This window comes from Oceanihabitans sp. IOP_32 (genome assembly GCF_009498295.1).
GTDB classification, from domain to species: domain Bacteria; phylum Bacteroidota; class Bacteroidia; order Flavobacteriales; family Flavobacteriaceae; genus Wocania; species Wocania indica.
The window spans coordinates 1,950,149-1,968,438 of the sequence record NZ_CP040813.1 but is presented as its reverse complement, the minus strand read 5'-3'; the positions used below and the strand labels follow the sequence as shown (position 1 = coordinate 1,968,438).

Genomic DNA, 18,290 nt, shown 5'->3' with positions numbered 1-18,290 from the left:
TTTTTTATTTTCTGAAAATTAACAATGGCACCCTTTCTATTCCGACACCAAAAACCATTGCGCATCCTCAGGAACCTCATCTATTTTTGTTACCTCTGTTTTTGAAGCTGCTACTTTACCAGTTTGAGAGGTGAAAGTTTCGGTAATTTCATATTTAATGATATTCCATCCTTTTTGAAGCTCTAGATTATAAACCGTTGTGTTTATATAATTTTCATCTTCATTTCCTGTATAAGTTGGTATACTGTATAAGCCTTTTACCGAGGCTTTGTCTTCCGCAAAAAACCACCTTAGATAATATCCCTTTACCGCATCCACTTGACTGTAATGGAATAGCCAGCTTGAAAGTTGTGCTTTATTGGTAGAATATAAATAGCCATAAGTGGATGGCCCATATTTACTAACAGCCTCTAATTGCGGGAGACCAGACAAAACAATACTATCATTTTCACACACCACACCTTCTGCATTACAAGCAAAAGAAGTAGCTACGGTATTAAATTTCATTTTCCATCCTTTAGGGGCTTTTGCTTTAGCTTTTTCGGCAGCCTTTTTTTGTTGCTCTAAAAAATCATCATCTAAATCGATAGTAATTTTGCCCTGAGCCGAGATACTGCCCATTGTTATTTCTTCTCGGGATATAAAATCGCTAAATAGTAAAAGTACTTCGCCATGAGTCCAATTTTCTATATCGCCTTGAATAGCGTTTTGTGCAAAAAAAACAGGACTCGCAAAAAGAAGTAGTGTTACTATTACAATGTTGTTATTTAATGTTTTCATGGATTGTTATTTTATTTGGTTCAAATCACTAAATTATTCCCTTTAGGGTTTCCAATTCAACTTTTCCCACGGCTAGTCCATGAAAAGAAGTCTTCATGTTGTTTTGGGTAAGGCTATTCCAATTTAAAAAACGCTGCTACTTGATTGTAATCATTTACATCTATACCATTATTTTCTAGAGAAGAAAAGATGTTAGTTTTACTGTTTGCAGAAGCATTCGCGCTATTGCCAGCTATAAGTACGAATTTGAAATCTAAAAGAACAGTATTCCCAGGGTCAACTCGAAGTATCACAGAATTCAAATCTATCTTCCAAACATTAATCGTATTAAGAAAGCCAAAATAAGGTAACGAATACCATATATCACCTATTCGCATATAAACCAAAACAGCACCATGGTCTAAAATATCTTGTGTAATACCATTTACTGCAATAATGTTATCCTGGCCGCTAAGTAAACGCGTGTCTTCTACCAAAACAGTTGTTACATTGGCATTACCATCTAGACCATTTTGACCATCGGCACCATTTTGTCCGTTTGCGCCAGCTGGACCCATGGCGCCATCGTCACCACTACAAGAGATAAACAGTAACGTTAGCATTATTACAACGGCATAACTAAATTTGTTTTTAAGATTTTTACTCATAAAATTACTAGTGCTCTTTGGCTGTCCCCCGTTAAATCGAGATAGGCTGGGATTTTTCATTAAAAAGTTCATAATATTTTAGTTTTTATATTTACCTTTAGTACCTTGCTGGATCTAAATGTTAACATTAGTTTCTAAATTTTTTACATTTTTTTCTTTTGGCTTAATTATGACATACTAAATGGAAGAAAAACACATTAACTCTTTTATCCATGGAAAGCCTAAAGAGATTCAAGAACTCTATGCTGCCCATAAAAATGCTTTTCTGAACTTTGGAAAGAAGTATGGTTTAGATAACGACGATCTTATAGATATATACCAAGAAGCTTTTATCGCCTTAAGAAAACATGCCATCAATGGGAAATTAGCTAACGTAAAAAGCTCCTTAAAAACCTATCTATTTGGTATAGGGAAATTTATGATTTTTGATTTATTAAAAGAGAAAAAGAAAACCTTTACGCTAAACACAGATGTACTTTCTGAATATTCAAATATTGAAAAAGTTGATATAGAATTCGAAAACGAAGAACTTACCATAGAACAACAATTATTAAGAACTCATTTTAAAAAATTAGGAAAAAAGTGCAGAGAAGTGTTAACCTTATTCTATTATAGAGGACTAACAATTGATGATATTGTAGAACTTACGGATTACACGAGTAAAAGTGTGGTAAGAAGTCAAAAATCAAGATGTTTAAAAAGCTTGAAGGAAATGATTAAGCCCTTAAGGAATGAATAAAGACAAATTAATAGAAAAACATATACAAAATAAGCTTTCGCCACTAGAACAGGCTGAGTTTGATGCGTTACTATTAAATGATAATGCCTTTAAAAAAGAGGTCGATTTCCATATTAATTTAAAAAAAGTTACGCAACACGAAGACGATACTGCTTTTAGAGCATTACTTGCTGGTTTTGAAGCTAAGAAACCTCAAAAACGAAGAAGATTTAATATAAAATGGTTGGCTGCCGCAAGCATTGTTTTACTATTGGGCTTAACCTACTTCTTTAATGCCAACAATAACGCTAGCCCTAATGAGCTGTTTAACAATTACTTTGAACCTTATAAAAATGTTATTGCGCCTATAGAACGAGGTACAACAGAACAAAATGAAAAAACGATGGCCTTTATGGCTTATGAAAAAGGTAACTATAACGAAGCCGTAAATTTATTTACAAATTTATATACTTCCACCAAAGAACCGTATTACTTATTCTATAAAGCAAATGCATTATTAAAGTTAAATAAAGCCGAAGAAGCCTTACCCTTGTTAAAAGAACATCTTAAAACAAAGGACACCTTAACCGATAAAACACCTTGGTATATGGCCATGGCATATTTAAAACTGGAAGATAAAGCAAATGCAAAAAAGTTATTACAACATGTAATTACCGAAGAAAAATTCAACAACAAAGAAGCAAAAAAATTATTAAAAGAGTTTGAATAATTTTTTAGCCCATATTAAAATTACAGTTAGTCCAATAACACCAATAAAAGCCCACAATAGATAGTTGGTTGTTGTGAGCGCTAAAGTATTACCAGAAATTATAATACCAGACCAATAATAAGGATGTTGTAATAAAGGGTCATTGGCATTTGCAGTTAAATACTTTATTTTAGCTTGTCTTAGTGCTTCCTTTTTATTGAGACCATCACTTAAATTTTTATAAAAATTAGTCATAATGTCTGATGTACTTTGATCATTAATTTTCCATAGGGTAGTAACAATAGCGGGTACTCCAGCATAGTTAAATGCCCTTGCCAAACTCAACATACCTTCGCCTTTTTGAAGTTTTCCGAAGCCTGTTTGGCAAGCACTTAATGTGGCCATATCTGCATTAAATGTGTAATTATAGATGTCTTTTACATAAAGTAAATTCGAATTTGAGCTGTCTTTTGAAAATGCCAAATAGGAATAGTCTGGATATTCGTCATTTGCTGAAGCATGTGTTGCAAAATGAAGTAAATTATAGGCATTAACCGCATGTTGTAAATTAGAAATAGAGGCTTCATTGTTCTTAAAAATTTTTGTTGTAAAATATTGAGCTATATGTTCTGCCTCTTTGGTATTATAAAGGAGAGGTTCCATATGGGCTCGTTCTGCTTCAACAATTTGGTTTTCGTTAAATGAGGGGGCAAACACCAATAACCTATTGCCTCTTTCCTTTTTAACAGCTTGTTGTTCTTGATATAGCGTGGCTGAATTAGCATAACTTAAAGCATGCGTGTGAATTAAAAAAGATGGTTTATTACTAATTGAAGTATGTAATGCATCAAACGGTATGTAGTACAAAACATCATCTGGTAAAATTATTAAATCTGAAGCGTTGGTTTCGAGCAAGCCTGGTTCTAAAATACTTTTATAAATGGTATAACTATCGTCATAAATTGAACGATCGTTAATATCTAGTTTAGAACTTTTTCTGTATAAATTTTTTATAGAAGTCTTTATCTCATCATTAAACGGAAGTTTTAAAAATTCCTTTTTTTGATTATCTATTACGATTAAAAACAAATGCTCTTCAGCGTTTAAATAGCTCAAAAGCGCCTGATTATTTCGTAACTGCTGTTGCGTCTTATTCAGAGAAGCCACATCGGTATTATATTTCAAGGCATAATAAGTAGCATAGTTTTTTTCTATTTTTCCAATATAATTATAGTAATTGTTTTTTACAGCACTTAATGTATCTAACCGCGATTGAATCTCATCGGGAGAAGCTTTAAACACCTGCTGTTCTAGATACGAAATAGAAGCTCTGAGTTCCTGGCCTTTTACAAGAATTTCATTGGGCACGTTTCCGTATTTTGTGGCTTCAGCATTTCGATGTGCTTCTAATAACGAAATGCTTTTGCTCTTTTCTATAAAGTGAAAAGCATCATCAATATACATAGGGTTTTTAGTTGTATCGTATAATTTATAAGCTATGGAGACGGCTGTTTGAAAGGAAGGGTAGGTTTCATTGATTAGAAACTGCTTGTCTAATTTACTTTCAAATTCTGGTCGCAATACATCTAAGGTACTAATTATAATTTTAGAAGTATTATGAGCCATCTTTAAATAGTTAACCTCTTTGCTTATGCTGTAGGAAGTATTTAACGCTTCTAATTTCTCCCTTAAAACTTTGATAAATGCCGTTTTATCATCCACTTTTAAAGGATTTGGATTTAGTTCTAAATCTTTAGAATTAAACTCTTTTTCAAATTGTATCAATGCCAATTGGTAATACTGTAAACCTTTTTTGATGTCTCGCTGTGCCATATAAAGTTTTCCCAATCTGGCATAGGCAGTAGCAATGTCTTGATGTTTATTATTATTGTATTTTTTCAAAGCCTTATCGAGACTATTGCTGTAATTGGCTAATGCTTTTTCGTAATTCTTTAGTCCTAAATAACTATCTCCATAAATCAAGTCAAACTCATTTGCAAAGGGATTTTCTTTGTATTTATAACCCATTACCTCATCTAGTTTTTGTATCGCTAAAGCATGCTTACCCTGTTCACTATAATTTTTAGAAATAAGTAAATACGATGATAAAATATTATTTTTAAACCTGAGGTTATCTTGTTTTTTTTTATAAAAAGCTAACACCTCTTCTGAGATACGATTAGCCTCATTAAAGTTTTTCGTTGCTCTATATACTTGGGCAAGCAACTTTTTCGAATTATTGACGCCCGACTCCCATTCTGCAATACTGTCTCTATATTTAGTTAAATGCGCGATATCTTTTTTAAACGAATAGGAAGCCAATTCGTACTTATTAGTGTGGTGGTAGATGAGTCCTAAAAAGCTATATAAACTCGACATCATTGCTAAATCTATAGCTGTTCGTTCTGTTTTTGGGATAGCGTCTATTTTATCATACAACTCTTGAAAATAACCCTTTGAATTTACGTATTGTTTTAATTTATAATGATAATTTCCTTTATCAAAGAGTAAATAATCTTTATAAAATTGTAGCTCAGGAAAAGTAGCGACGCGATTATCTTCTAAAATAAATTCTTCTTCACGTTCTATATTTTTTTTATAGTTGGCTAAATCTAAGTAATGTCCATTCGCATTGATCAAATAAAGAAAACTTTTAAAAACATAGTTTAAATCGTTGTTTTTGTGAGCCAAATCCAGTGTTTTTTCATAATAAAAATAAGCACTATCTTTATTTGCATAATGATTTACAACAGCTTTATTAAATGTGTTTTTAATCTCTATTTCAGTATTTTGAGAAGCAACTTTCTGAAGAGAAAAAACGATTAAAATGATATATAAAATACTGTTTTTCATAAAAAAAGCTCTCGTGTAACAGAGAGCTTCAATATACATTAATAATTTTGTTTATTTAGAAATGAAAATGGGAATTTCTGATGTTATCCTGCCAAATTTGTCAGTATTTGTCGTGATTTGTAAATACCCACTTCCTTCAAATTTAGTGTCAAAAAGCATAACCATCTCACCATTGTCATTTTTTATAGTTTTGGTTTTAGTCTCTACACTATTATTTTTAGAATCTGCGATTTCCATACGTAATTCTTTAAAACTATCTTCTAGGATTATTCCGTTAACTGCAGATAAATCTCTCTTTGGGTCGCAATTAAACTCTTCAAGACAGCCTTTGGGCGGAATCCTGACTGGCGTATCTGGTAGTTTTAAAAGATACTCCTTAAAGTCATTTAACCATCGTTGGTCTTTTTGATTCTTTTCTAGCTTTTCAACCAAAGATTTGTCGCCGTTTTCAATAGCAATTAAAATTGCTTCTTTTTCTTCGTTTAAGGTATTGATTTTGCTAACGGTACTGAGATAGTGTATTTCTCGCTCATACAGATACGTATTTTCTTCTTGCGCACCTTTTTCCGTTTTAAATTGAGTTACCGCCATTTCAGGATCAATGAGCTCTTCTTGAGACGTACAAGAAAACATCATAATTAAACTAAGTACTAATGGGATTAGGTTTGTATTTTTCATTTTTAAAAAGTTTTATTTCTCTTTTGTCCATTTACTTTGGCTGATGTTAACATTTTTCTTTCAAGGATTCATGATAAGTCAGAAAAATCAACCTCATTTTACAAAACGAATGGTTTATTGCTCGTTAAAATAATAAAAAGAATCATTAATGTCCGACAAAAGACATAAGACCGCTTCGCTAATAGACATAAGAACCAAGACTTGATTCTAACTAACTGATAAACAGAAGTGCTTTAATTAACAAAATAGTTCCTTTAAATCTTAATAATTATTTCAAATAAGCAAGGTGACATTTTAAAAAACGTGCAAAGTTCTTAATTTTAAAAGGATTGACAGCATTATAATATTTTTAATCGGACACTAGTGAAAAAGAATATAAACATGCTATGTTCCTTTTAAATCTACTCTATAATTCCATACAAGATAGGCTTACTAGGCGAGGCATCATTCTCGAAAGGTGCAATTTGAAGGTTTAAAATATATGCGCCGTCTTCGACATGATTTGGGACATAAATAAGCTCGGTAATGGTGGCATCTAATCGTAATTTTCCATTGGTATTCCAGAATGCATTATGTGCTAATAATAGGCAGTCGTCCTTTTCTTTATCGATACTTGGCAAGTCTACTAACAAATGCTTGACACCTTTTTCTTTTAAGTAGATAGCAGCATCTTCTAGCAAATACGGCGGATTGGTATTAGAATATTGGGCCGATAATTTTTCGTTGGTATTTGGTATCGTTCTTAAAATAATAGCTTGGCGTTTTTTATTTCCAATAGCGAATTGCAACTGCTTTTTAGAAATCACCATATCACCATTTAACTTTTCTGGTGCTACCGTTATTACTTCAGCATAAAAGAAAAACTGCTTTAATAGCTCGTTTACAGAATGTCCTTTCTCGCTAATATGCCCTACACACTCGGTATGGGTGCCGTGGGCATGCGGATTAAAAGTTATGGTATTAAAATTTATACAAGCGCCTTCTTTTACAGCTGCAATCCAATCACCATCTTTCACAGGTTCTATAGTTGGCGGATCTACATACCAAGCGTTTACATTTTTTTTAGACGCGCGTAAAGGCATAGAAATATCGATGGGTTGCGATAAGTCTATTTTAAGCTTTTTCGATTTGAATTTTATTGTTGCAATCATATTCAAATATAATTAAATCAAAAACAATTCTGCAACCATTCCGTCAACTAAAAACATCCCTTTTGGGGTTGCCTTTAGTATTTTTATGGCATTTTGTTGCTCTTTGTCGCTTATAACGGATACTGAAAGCAGCTCTTCATCTATAAATTTCTCTGATGCTTTTTCTAAATGTACACGATACGACAGCCCAAAATCGTGCTCAATCTTATTTAAAGATACCCCCCACATGGTGCGCAAACCTATCATAACATACTCGTTGTATTGGTCGGTTATAGAAAGGGTCTCTATGGTATGAGGAAGCTCATTATTATTAATAGATTTAATGTATTTAGAGTTGTTTGAGACATTCCAACTGCGCTGGGTTTTGCTGTACGAATGCGCCGAAGGCCCAATACCTATGTAGGGTTTACCCTGCCAATAGCTCGTATTGTGTTTTGAAAAACAATTAGGTTTACCAAAGCTGGAAATCTCGTATTGCACAAAACCGTGGGCCTTTGTTTTTTCTATTAAATAATTAAAATGCTGTAAAGCCAAAGGCTCATCGATTGGGGGATAGCTTCCTTTTTTTATAAAGGCTTTCAAAGCCGTTTTTGGCTCAACGGTTAACACGTAACTCGAAATATGATTGATGCCAAAACTAAGGGCGATGTCTAAATTTTCATTCCATTTTTCTAAACTCATATTAGGAATACCGTAAATTAAATCGATAGTAATATCTTTAAAATGACGGGTGGCCTCTTGCAAACAAGCTTTAGCTTCATTGGCACTATGAGCGCGATTCATGCTTTTTAAATCGTCTTCAAAAAAGGACTGTATCCCAATACTTAATCGATTAATCCCTATAGATTTATAGGCTTGAAAAATACTCCCGGATTGTGCTTTAACCGCCATTAAATCGTCTGGATTGGCCTCTAAAGAGACCTCAGCACGATTTACGACGTTAAAATTTTTATAAACGGCATCAATTAGCACCCGCAAATCAGCAATAGCTAAAATAGAGGGTGTTCCACCGCCAAAATAAATGGTTTCTACCTGGTGGTTTTTTAATTCGTCTTTTCGCAACTCTATTTCTTTTACAAGAGCTTGAATCAATGCTTCTTTCTTTTTTAAAGATGTTGAGAAGTGGTAGTCGCAATAAAAACAAGCTTGCTTGCAAAACGGGATATGAATGTAGATGCCAGCACCAAGTGCGTTTGAGGCCTTATCATTCGTTCCTGTTGCTCTCAAGGCGTTACTGTAATCAATATTATCTTTTCTAGAATTTTTCAATGAGGTGTTTTTAGTTTTGTTACTGTAAGATGGTAACAGCTTACTTTTTAACTCGGTCTTCATTCTGCTTTACAAATGCACTCCAACCCGAATAGCTTTTACCAACAATAACGTTTCCTGAATTGTAAAAATGACAAACGGCAGCCGCCAATCCATCGGTAGCATCGAGGTTTTTAGGCAAGGTTTTTAAGCCTAACAAACTTTGCAGCATTTTAGCCACCTGTTCTTTACTCGCGTTACCGTTACCGGTAATGGCCATTTTTATTTTTTTAGGCAAGTATTCAGTAATGGGAATTTGTCTGCTTAAGCCTGCGGCCATAGCCACCCCTTGAGCGCGACCCAACTTGAGCATACTTTGCACGTTTTTTCCAAAAAAAGGAGCTTCAATCGCGATTTCGTCTGGATGATGTGTATCTATGAGTTCTATAGTACGCTCGAAAATTAGTTTCAGTTTTAAATAATGATCGCTATACTTTTTTAAATCTAACTCATTAAGTTGCAAAAACACCATATTTTTACCTACCACTTTTATAAGCCCAAAACCCATTATAGTTGTTCCTGGATCAATACCTAAAATTATTCGTTCCTTGCTCATTAATCGCAATATTTACAACCACTAAGCGAAATAGAGGCGCCAATAGTTAAGGTTAATACGTTTCCGTTAAAAGATCCAAAACCACTAGAAATAGGATCGAAATCTTTGGCAAATCCATAAATATACGACACGTCGACATACATTGAAAGCTTCTCAGAAAGGCCATAATGAAACTCGACGCCCGCCATCGCATTTAAAAACGAGGTATCGTTTTGGGGATAATTACCCAAGGGTTTTATAGCTGTATAGCCTGGCCCTGCATGTACAAAAGTGGCCATAGGCTTAGGTAAAAAACTTGTTAATCTGGACGTATTATACACCAATTGGGCATTAAACCGTGTATAGTTAACTTTAAACTCTGCTGTGTTATTTGAATTTGAAAACCGATTATATCCAAAATCCAACTTTGCCCCTAATAAGGGTTTAAACATATACTGCACACCTAAGTTAATACTGGGAAAATTAACGACTTGCGGCTCAAAGCTACTTACAAAGCCATCTAACGACGGGTTATTTACACCAAGTGCAAACTGGGCTTTAATAGTATTCGAGTCCATTTGTGAAAATCCGAAAAAACTAAAAAATGTAAAAAATATAATAAAAACAAACGATTTATTTTTTAGAGCCATATCATACTATGGATTTAAGTTAACATGATATTCCTAATGATAAGAAATACATTAGTACACAAAACTAAGCAATTATTTTTTGTGCTGTTTCAATTATCTCGTGTCGCTAATAACGATTAATTAATTTTAACAACTCAAGATTAATTTACTTTTACAATTATTGGTAATTGAAACGCTGTAGTAACTTGTTGGCCTCGTTTTATGGCCGGAAAAATATCAGGTAACGAATCTAAGCTTTTATAGAGTAAATCTTTAATATTGGGAATTTCTTGAATAGTTAAAGAATCTATTTTGGCCTGTAATAATTTTAAATCGCCAGTTTCCGACACTTGAAAATTTAAAACAATGGTATCGCTAATATCTCTTGAAACAATAATAATCTCATCTTGTAAAAACGCTGAAATATGCGTTATTAACACCTCTTGAAAACAGGCTTTCTTTTCTTCTTTACTGGCCAAGGAATCACATACAGAAAATGCTGGGTAGACATCCACCTCATTCCAATTAAAAGATTGTAGTTCCTCTTTTAAAATGGCTTCTGGAGATGTTTTTCTTACCTTAAAATTCTCGCAAGAATTAAACACTAAAAACAGTAATAAAACGTAAGCTTGCCTCATGAATTAAAAATGAAACCGAAAAATACAATTTTTTTAGATTTTAATATCTAGTTTGGCATCGATATTATGCCAAATTAAAACTACTCTACAAAGATTTAGTTATAATTTAACTAGAATAAATTCATTACCATTTATATTTTTAGATCAAAAACCTCGGCTATTCGTGTAGTTATATCTAAAAATCGCCTCCAGAAATGCTAATAACGGTGGATTGAGCCTGAATTGTAATCATTGTGTTTTTACTTTACCCACAATAACATTCTATTATTAGTACTCACATCATATTATTTAATGATCATCGATTTTTATTGTTTATTACTGTCTCTCATTTTGCAAAATAAAACGTGAGTTAAAAGTGTTAAAAACACCTTTTAAAACACTGCTTTTAAGGGCTCTAAAAACACAACAACGTGGTTAAAAATATTTTTAATGTCATGTAAAACGTATTTAAAAATAAACTAATTTAGATTAAAATATACATCGCACGTATGCCCTAATAATGAACAAGTACATTGTTGTTAATCAACCTAAAAAATGGAATTTCTCAATCGAGAACATTACCGTAATTTCATCGCAAGAATATCTTACTAACCCAGAATTTTCGCGCTTAAAAAAAGCGAGAATCTTTAATTTATGTAGAGATTACTCCTATCAATCTAAAGGTTATTATGTATCGCTTTTAGCTGAAGCACGGGGACATTTAGCTATTCCTACGGTTAAAAATATTGTGGATTTAAAAGCTCTAAAACTCGTCAGGATTGTATCAGAAGAGTTCGATGATGTTATTCAACAAAGTTTAAAAAACATTAAATCACAAAACTTTATATTAAGTATTTATTTTGGTCAGAATGTGGCTCAAAAGTATAAAGAATTGAGCGCCCTGTTTTACAAGCATTTTCAAGTGCCTTTTTTACGTGTAAAATTTAATCATAGTAACAAATGGCATGTGCAGAGCATTCGGGCTATTTCAGAATCGGAAATGCCGCCAGAACATATGTCGAGTGTGCACGAATTTGCCAATCAATATTTTGCTAAAAAACGCTACGATACACCAAAATTAACCAAATCGGATTTCGATTTAGCAATTTTAGTAAACCCTAACGATCCCGCACCACCTAGCAATGCAAAAGCACTAAAGAAGTTCATAGATATCGCAGAGAAAATGAATATCTATGCCGAAATTATCGAACCAAAAGATTTATCTCGATTATCGTCTTTTGATGCGTTATTTATACGTCAAAGTACAGAAGTAAATAACGAAGCATACGCCTTTGCCAGAAAAGCACAACAGGAAGGCATTGCTATTGTCGATTATCCCGACGCTATCTTAAAGTGTTGTAACAAAGTATATATGGCAGAAGCTTTGAGTAATGCCAATATTGATACACCAAAAACAGTAATTGTACATAAAGAAAACAGAAACGATGTAATTAAACAAGTCGGTTTGCCTTGTGTTTTAAAAGCCCCAGATTCTACTTTTTCCTTTGGTGTTAAGAAAGCAAAAACAGAAGAAGAATTTCACACGTTAGTGAATAGCATGCTACAAGAGTCCGATTTAATTATTGCACAAGAGTTTTGCCCATCAGATTACGATTGGCGTATTGGCATTATTGACCACAAACCGTTTTATGCCTGTAAATATTATATGGCTAAAGGCCATTGGCAAATTTATAATTGGGATGCAAAAAAGAAAGGCGAACAAGATGGAAATGCCGATTGCTTACCAATAGAAAAAGTCCCAAAAAAAGTATTAAATATGGCTGTAAAATCTGCTAAACTAATGGGGAAAGGCTTATACGGTATTGACATTAAAGTTATTAATAGAAAACCAATGGTTATTGAAATCAATGATAATCCTAACATTGACTTTGGTGTGGAAGATGCTTTTTATGGAGATCTTATATATACAGAGATTTTAAACGCTTTAAAAACCAGATTAGACTAATTATGAGCGCTAAAAGATATCATTTATTTGAAGTTTATGGTATTGAGTTGGAATATATGCTTGTTTCAAACACCTTAAAACCAGCCGCTATTGTGGATAAACTGCTTACTAAAAAGGCAGGTAAACTAACTTCCGATATCGAAAACGGTGCTATCGCTTGGAGTAACGAATTGGTTGCCCATGTGGTAGAATTAAAAACCAATGGACCAACGGCAGATTTAAATAGTTTGCCTGAATTATTTCATCAGAATGTAGTTGAAATCAATCAGCTATTAAAAGAGTTTGACACATATTTGTTGCCAACTGCAGCACATCCTTTGTTAAATCCTTTAACAGACACCGAACTTTGGAAACATAGTTATAGCGAGGTTTACGAACTATATAATCGCATTTTTAACTGTAAAGGGCATGGTTGGAGCAATGTACAAAGCACGCACATTAACTTGCCCTTTTATGATGATAAGGAGTTCGAAAAGTTACACGCAGCAATCCGTATTCTTTTACCGCTTATTCCTGGTTTGTGTGCAAGCTCTCCCATATTAGAAGGAAAATATACGGGTTTTAAAGATGCGCGGTTAGAATACTATAAAACAAACCAAAAAGAAATTCCAGAACTAACAGGCATGGTCATTCCAGAGCGTGTTTTTAGTAAAGACGCGTATTACCGTACAATTTTCGAACCTATAAAACGCGCAATAAAACCGCACGACACTCATAACATTTTAGATCATCATTTTCTAAATTCTAGAGGTGCAATAGCACGATTTGATAGAAATGCTATTGAAATTCGCTTGGTTGATATCCAAGAATGCCCAAAAGCAGATATTGCCATTTGCGCACTAATTATTGAAGTCTTAAAAATTTTGGTCGATGAGAAACTGTCAAGTCTGGAACAACAGAAAAATTGTTTGGAACCGGATTTATTTCATATTTTAAATACAACTATTAAGGATGCTGAAACGACGGTTATTTCAAATTTAGACTATTTACAGTTATTTAAAGTGTCAAATTCTATAGCCGTTCAGGAACTATGGCAATATCTTTTTGAATTGACAAAAAAGGACATTCACGAATCTCATCACGAGGCCTTAAGTTATATGCTGAAGGAAGGTACTTTGGCAACCCGAATTTTGAAAGCGATGAACAACAATTTTTCAGAAACACATATGGCATCGGTTTATAAGCATTTAGCAGATTGTTTAAATAAAAACAAAATGTTTAAGCCGTGAAAATAGTGTTGACGTGTGAACATGGTGGGAATATTATTCCAAAGGAATACGAATCGCTTTTTTCGAACCAAGAAGCTATTTTAAATTCCCATCGTGGTTATGACTTGGGTGCTTTGGATGTTTTTAAAACTCTAGAACCGATAGCCGATTTTTCAAAACACAGCATAACCAGTCGCTTACTAATCGAATTAAATCGTTCGTTACATCATAAATGTCTGTTTTCTGAATTTACTCAGAATCTATCAAAACCAGAGAAGAACAAAATTATAAATCAGTTTTACAAGCCTTATCGAGATGGTATTGAAGCTGAAATTTCGAAGTATATAAAACAGGGAGAAACGGTTGTACATATATCTGTGCATAGTTTTACGCCAGTTTGGAAAGGTTTACAGCGTTCAGTGGAAATTGGTTTATTATATGATTCCCGAATTCAGAAAGAAAAACAGTTCTCCAAAGCGTTAAAATTGGAGTTAATTAATCAGAGTAATTATAAAATACGATTAAATCAACCCTATTTAGGGAAATCAGACGGTTTTACTACGTATTTGAGAAAGCAATTCCCAATAAATTACATTGGAGTTGAGATTGAAATTAATCAGAAATTTTATCAAAATAACAAGATGCCACATATTTTAAAACAAACAATATTAGAATGTTTAGGCTCATTTAAACAAAAACATAGAGAGTATAATTCTGAAATAACCAATAAGATATTTTAAATTCTTTGAGAATTTACCAATACAGAAACTAGCATTTCCTTCAAATTCATGTATAACAACAGTTTTTTTTACTAAACTTTGTTTTTAATCAACGCGCATTTATCTTTTCTAAAATTTAAAACTATTTCTTGATGATGTATCGCCATCTCATAGTGGTATAAATAGCTATAAGCTGTCGCTAGCATTTCATGTATAAACATAGAAGATTCTCCTAGTTCTAATAGCTTTTCAAACCAAATAATAGCCGCTCTATACTGCTTTTGCGCATAATAATTCTGAGCTTTTAGGCTTATTAATTGTTTGTTGTTTTTATACGATGACAGACCAATATCGATGAGTTTGTTTGCCGTTTTAAACCGTCTCTTCTTCAAATGCGCTTTAGCTATTTTGTAAATGGCTTTTTGGTGTGTGCTATCCAATTCAAAAGCACTATAGAACTTATGTTGCGCGGTAGAATCGTTTAATTGCTCCAAAGCTAGCCCCAACTCATAATGAAAATTCGGGTTTTTAGAATCTGTGTAAACCAACTCTTCAAATACTTTTGATGCGCTCTTGTATTTTTTAATCTGGTATAAAAACCTAGCGAAGTCATATTTTAATAAACTGTTTTTCGGGTTTGTTTCAACAGCTTTTTTGTAGTGAACCAATGACTCGTCATAATTTCCAATGGCGATGAATGCTTTTGCCATTTTATAATAAACTTCCGGTAGATTATTGTGCGTCTTATATTGTACAATGGCTTTACTGTAATGACCATAAGCAAACAAACTATCGGCATGTTTTAAAACCGATGTTTGTGCTTGGGTTTTAAATATTACTAGTATAAAAATAACACAAAGCAATCTACTCATTGACCTCAAATACTATCGGTAAATAATAAGGAACTATTACTTTTTTACCTCGTTGCTTTCCGGGAATCATTTTTGGTAAGGATTTAATAACACGCTCGGCTTCTGCTTCTAATTCTGGTTGTGCCGCTCTTGCGCGTACACCTGTTATATAGCCGCCTGTGTCTATTTTGAATATACCGTGTATTCGCTGTCTGCCAGACAAGCCTAATTTTTTTGCCAAACCAGTATTAAAGTTTTCGTTAACATGCTTTGCTATTTTTTCTGAAAAACAATTTTTTTGGGCATCTCTTGTTAAGTTTTCGCAACCAGGAAATATTGGTGTTTCTTCAACAACTGCAAAAGGGACTTCCACCCCATTAATTGTCACTAATTCAGTTTCTTTCTTTTTAGCTTCCTCTTTAATTTCAAAAACTATTGGTAATGAATAAGCTACCGTTACTTGTTTTCCTTTATGTCTTCCTGCAATCATTTTTGGTAGCGATTTAATTACTCTATTCGCCTCCGACTCTAAAGCGGGATGTTTTGATCTGGAACGTATCTCAACGATATTTCCTTCTTTATTGACTTTAAAAATAACATTAATGCGTTGTCTTCCTTTTAAATCTAATTTTTCTGCCAAATCTACATTGTAGTTTTCACTAACATGCTTTGAAATATTTTCTGAAAAACATGTTCTCTGCTCTTCTTTTGTTAAGTTTTCGCAACCTGGGAATACGGGCACTTCTTCTACAATAGCAAAAGGTACTTCAATAGTATTGTAATCCTGTTTACTGGTTGCTGTTTGTTTTTTTTCTTTAAGATTTGTTGTTGTTTTTTCTTCTTCAACTATAACGAGCTTTGAGAATGCATCGTCTTTGGCCATCAACGCAGGTTTCGCTTTGCGATTTCCTTTAGTGTCGTCAGTTAGTTTCGTTTGTTTATAAACCATTGGTAATTTTTCTTCGAATTGTTTATCGAATAAATTTTCAATCTCTAATGGCACTAATCTATTCTCATTTGTTTTCTCTTTCGCTTGGGCGGAAGTGTATATCAACATTCCAAAAACCAATGGAACTAATACCACAAACTTTAATAAATGCACTTGTTTTGATTTTGATTTAGATAACATAACAATTCGTTTTTTGATTAATGATTGTTTGAAAAATGTATTGATGAATGATATATTTTGAGTCTTGAAAACTTGAGCCAATAAATTTTGATAATATTGTGCTTTATTGTGATGCTTTACGGCATGTGAATCGGCAATAAACTCGTGTAAGATTGCCATTCTGCTTTGATATATGTAGATGAAAGGATTAAACCAGAATACTATACGCAACACTTCAAAAAACAATAAATCAAAGATGTGCTTTTGCTGTACGTGAATGAGCTCATGCTGAAGAATAGCGTCTTTATCTTCCGCTTTAATACCCGCTCCTAAAAAAATATAATTGAAAAATGAAAAGGCGGCGCTACTATTTAATAATTCAACCAGCACGATATTGCCCCTAGTTTGTCTTGGGTTCTTTTTTGCTAAACTGTAAATTTTAAAAATTTTATAAATAAACAAGCAAAAAGCCACACATAAGCCTATAAAAAATATAAACTCCCAATTCGAAGTATTGTTCTGCTTTAAAACCACGGTATTTAAACGAATGGAATTATTCTGGGGGATAGATAATGTACCCAAAACCACCTCAGGCAATTCCATAATATAGTTTTTTGGTAAGGTGTCTTTAAACCCATTAATTTTTATAATAGGAAGTGCAAAAGACAGTATAGCAGTTGCTAAGAGATACACGCGGTTCCATCTAAAAAATGTTTCTTTTTTAAACAAAACATCGTAGGCCAATAGAAATAATAATTGGAAGACTATTGTTTGAAGAATATAATGTATCATTCGTTATCCTTTTTATTGATTTCTTTTAAAACCGATTCAAGCTCGTTTAAACTGATGTCATTTTTTTTCATAAAGAAAGACACCATACTTTTAAACGAGCCTTGAAAATAATTATCTACCAACTTATTTATAGATTGATTGCTGTATTCTTGCTGAGATATTAAAGGAAAATACAAATGTCCCTTTCCTTTTTTTTCATAATCTACAAAGCCTTTACTTTCTAAAATTCTAACAATAGTAGATACGGTATTGTAAGCTGGTTTTGGTTCCGGAAATTCTTCTACTATCGCTTTTACATTGGCTTTATTAAGTTGCCATAGTATTTGCATAATATCTTCTTCTGCTTTGGTAAGCTGTTTCATTTTTTATAGATTTTCTATATTCAACTAAACTCTTAGTAAACAAATATAACTAAAAAATTAGTTCAAACTAAGTTTTTAGTTTAAAAATTGTAACAATTTCTTTAATTTAGCGTCTAACTGTCAAACACACAACCCCTCTATATGGATATTATTTTAGTTATAGCTTCTACTCTATTTATTATTTTAGGAATTCTGGGTAGTTTTCTTCCCGTACTACCGGGACCCTTAACTAGCTGGTTGGGCTTATTACTTCTACATTTTACAGATGCGATACCAATGAATATAGATTTTGTAATTATCACATTGGTTATTGCTATCTTGATTTGGGTGCTGGATTATATCATTCCTGTTATAGGCACAAAACGTTTTGGGGGCACTAAATATGGTATGATTGGTACCACTCTAGGACTAATTGTGGGCTTAATCGCGCCTATTCCAGGGGGTATTATAATTGGACCTTTTGTTGGTGCGCTTATTGGCGAGCTATTAAACAAAGCCGATTCGAAAACCGCATTAAAAGCAGCATTTGGCTCTTTTATTGGGTTTTTAACCTCAACGTTCATCAAATTTATAGTCGCTATTATTTATCTGGGATTATTTATAGGAATGTTATGGGATTATAGAGCTCCTCTTTTTTCATTTTAGAAAAACTCTACTCA

Annotated in this window: 18 protein-coding genes; 6 read left to right on the top strand and 12 right to left on the bottom strand. The window is 33.0% G+C overall.

The window, feature by feature from the left end; all coding sequences use genetic code 11:
- Positions 1-36: 36 nt before the first annotated feature.
- Together FEZ18_RS08160 and FEZ18_RS08155 are read right to left on the bottom strand one after the other, a co-directional pair.
- Positions 37-780, bottom strand: a complete 744-nt coding sequence (locus FEZ18_RS08160; protein WP_153267872.1) for a hypothetical protein — start codon at positions 778-780, stop codon at positions 37-39.
- A gap of 113 nt (positions 781-893) precedes the next feature.
- On the bottom strand, positions 894-1,499 hold the full coding sequence (locus FEZ18_RS08155; protein WP_153267871.1) for a collagen-like protein: 606 nt from the start codon (positions 1,497-1,499) through the stop codon (positions 894-896).
- A 109-nt stretch (positions 1,500-1,608) separates the two neighbouring features.
- Between FEZ18_RS08155 and FEZ18_RS08150 the strand changes: the two genes are divergently transcribed.
- Together FEZ18_RS08150 and FEZ18_RS08145 are read left to right on the top strand one after the other, a co-directional pair.
- A complete protein-coding gene (locus tag FEZ18_RS08150; protein ID WP_153267870.1) occupies positions 1,609-2,166 on the top strand; it encodes an RNA polymerase sigma factor in 558 nt (185 codons plus the stop codon).
- Complete coding sequence (locus tag FEZ18_RS08145) at positions 2,159-2,875, top strand: tetratricopeptide repeat protein (RefSeq protein WP_153267869.1); 717 nt, start codon at positions 2,159-2,161, stop codon at positions 2,873-2,875. The genes FEZ18_RS08150 and FEZ18_RS08145 overlap by 8 nt, the downstream gene beginning before the upstream one ends.
- Here the strand turns inward: FEZ18_RS08145 and FEZ18_RS08140 are convergent.
- The 7 genes from FEZ18_RS08140 to FEZ18_RS08110 form a co-directional block, all read right to left on the bottom strand.
- Positions 2,858-5,707, bottom strand: coding sequence for a CHAT domain-containing protein (locus FEZ18_RS08140; protein ID WP_194269463.1), 2,850 nt, complete (start codon positions 5,705-5,707; stop codon positions 2,858-2,860). The genes FEZ18_RS08145 and FEZ18_RS08140 overlap by 18 nt on opposite strands.
- Before the next feature lie 51 nt (positions 5,708-5,758).
- Positions 5,759-6,385 (bottom strand): hypothetical protein, encoded by a 627-nt coding sequence (locus FEZ18_RS08135; protein WP_153267867.1) that lies wholly within the window; start codon positions 6,383-6,385, stop codon positions 5,759-5,761.
- 401 nt (positions 6,386-6,786) lie between these two features.
- Complete coding sequence (locus FEZ18_RS08130) at positions 6,787-7,536, bottom strand: cyclase family protein (RefSeq protein ID WP_153267866.1); 750 nt, start codon at positions 7,534-7,536, stop codon at positions 6,787-6,789.
- 12 nt (positions 7,537-7,548) lie between these two features.
- Positions 7,549-8,805, bottom strand: coding sequence for a radical SAM family heme chaperone HemW (gene hemW, locus FEZ18_RS08125; RefSeq protein WP_410505106.1), 1,257 nt, complete (start codon positions 8,803-8,805; stop codon positions 7,549-7,551).
- 40 nt (positions 8,806-8,845) lie between these two features.
- Positions 8,846-9,400, bottom strand: a complete 555-nt coding sequence (gene ruvC, locus FEZ18_RS08120; RefSeq protein ID WP_153267864.1) for a crossover junction endodeoxyribonuclease RuvC — start codon at positions 9,398-9,400, stop codon at positions 8,846-8,848.
- Positions 9,400-10,029 (bottom strand): outer membrane beta-barrel protein, encoded by a 630-nt coding sequence (locus tag FEZ18_RS08115; RefSeq protein WP_153267863.1) that lies wholly within the window; start codon positions 10,027-10,029, stop codon positions 9,400-9,402. The genes ruvC and FEZ18_RS08115 overlap by 1 nt, the downstream gene beginning before the upstream one ends.
- 140 nt (positions 10,030-10,169) lie before the next feature.
- Positions 10,170-10,646 carry a hypothetical protein gene (locus FEZ18_RS08110; RefSeq protein WP_153267862.1) on the bottom strand — a complete coding sequence of 159 codons (477 nt, stop codon included), beginning with the start codon at positions 10,644-10,646 and terminating at the stop codon, positions 10,170-10,172.
- A 499-nt stretch (positions 10,647-11,145) separates the two neighbouring features.
- Here FEZ18_RS08110 and FEZ18_RS08105 point away from each other — a divergent pair, with 499 nt between their 5' ends.
- From FEZ18_RS08105 to FEZ18_RS08095, 3 genes are read left to right on the top strand one after another with little or no spacing between them, the layout of a single operon-like run.
- On the top strand, positions 11,146-12,591 hold the full coding sequence (locus FEZ18_RS08105) for a RimK family protein (protein WP_153267861.1): 1,446 nt from the start codon (positions 11,146-11,148) through the stop codon (positions 12,589-12,591).
- Positions 12,592-12,593: 2 nt separating this feature from the next.
- Positions 12,594-13,820 carry a glutamate-cysteine ligase family protein gene (locus FEZ18_RS08100; protein ID WP_153267860.1) on the top strand — a complete coding sequence of 409 codons (1,227 nt, stop codon included), beginning with the start codon at positions 12,594-12,596 and terminating at the stop codon, positions 13,818-13,820.
- Positions 13,817-14,539: an N-formylglutamate amidohydrolase gene (locus FEZ18_RS08095; RefSeq protein WP_153267859.1), complete on the top strand. Its 723-nt coding sequence runs from the start codon at positions 13,817-13,819 to the stop codon at positions 14,537-14,539. The genes FEZ18_RS08100 and FEZ18_RS08095 overlap by 4 nt, the downstream gene beginning before the upstream one ends.
- Positions 14,540-14,610: 71 nt before the next feature.
- On the opposite strand, the gene FEZ18_RS08090 is transcribed toward FEZ18_RS08095, so the two are convergent.
- From FEZ18_RS08090 to FEZ18_RS08080, 3 genes are read right to left on the bottom strand one after another with little or no spacing between them, the layout of a single operon-like run.
- On the bottom strand, positions 14,611-15,390 hold the full coding sequence (locus FEZ18_RS08090; RefSeq protein WP_153267858.1) for a tetratricopeptide repeat protein: 780 nt from the start codon (positions 15,388-15,390) through the stop codon (positions 14,611-14,613).
- A complete protein-coding gene (locus tag FEZ18_RS08085; protein ID WP_228122675.1) occupies positions 15,383-17,269 on the bottom strand; it encodes a M56 family metallopeptidase in 1,887 nt (628 codons plus the stop codon). Before FEZ18_RS08085 ends, FEZ18_RS08090 begins: the two co-directional genes overlap by 8 nt.
- Entirely contained in the window at positions 17,266-17,631 is a 366-nt protein-coding gene (locus FEZ18_RS08080) for a BlaI/MecI/CopY family transcriptional regulator (RefSeq protein WP_153267857.1), read from the bottom strand. Before FEZ18_RS08080 ends, FEZ18_RS08085 begins: the two co-directional genes overlap by 4 nt.
- A gap of 141 nt (positions 17,632-17,772) precedes the next feature.
- Between FEZ18_RS08080 and FEZ18_RS08075 the strand changes: the two genes are divergently transcribed.
- A complete protein-coding gene (locus FEZ18_RS08075) occupies positions 17,773-18,276 on the top strand; it encodes a DUF456 domain-containing protein (protein WP_153267856.1) in 504 nt (167 codons plus the stop codon).
- Positions 18,277-18,290: the final 14 nt, after the last annotated feature.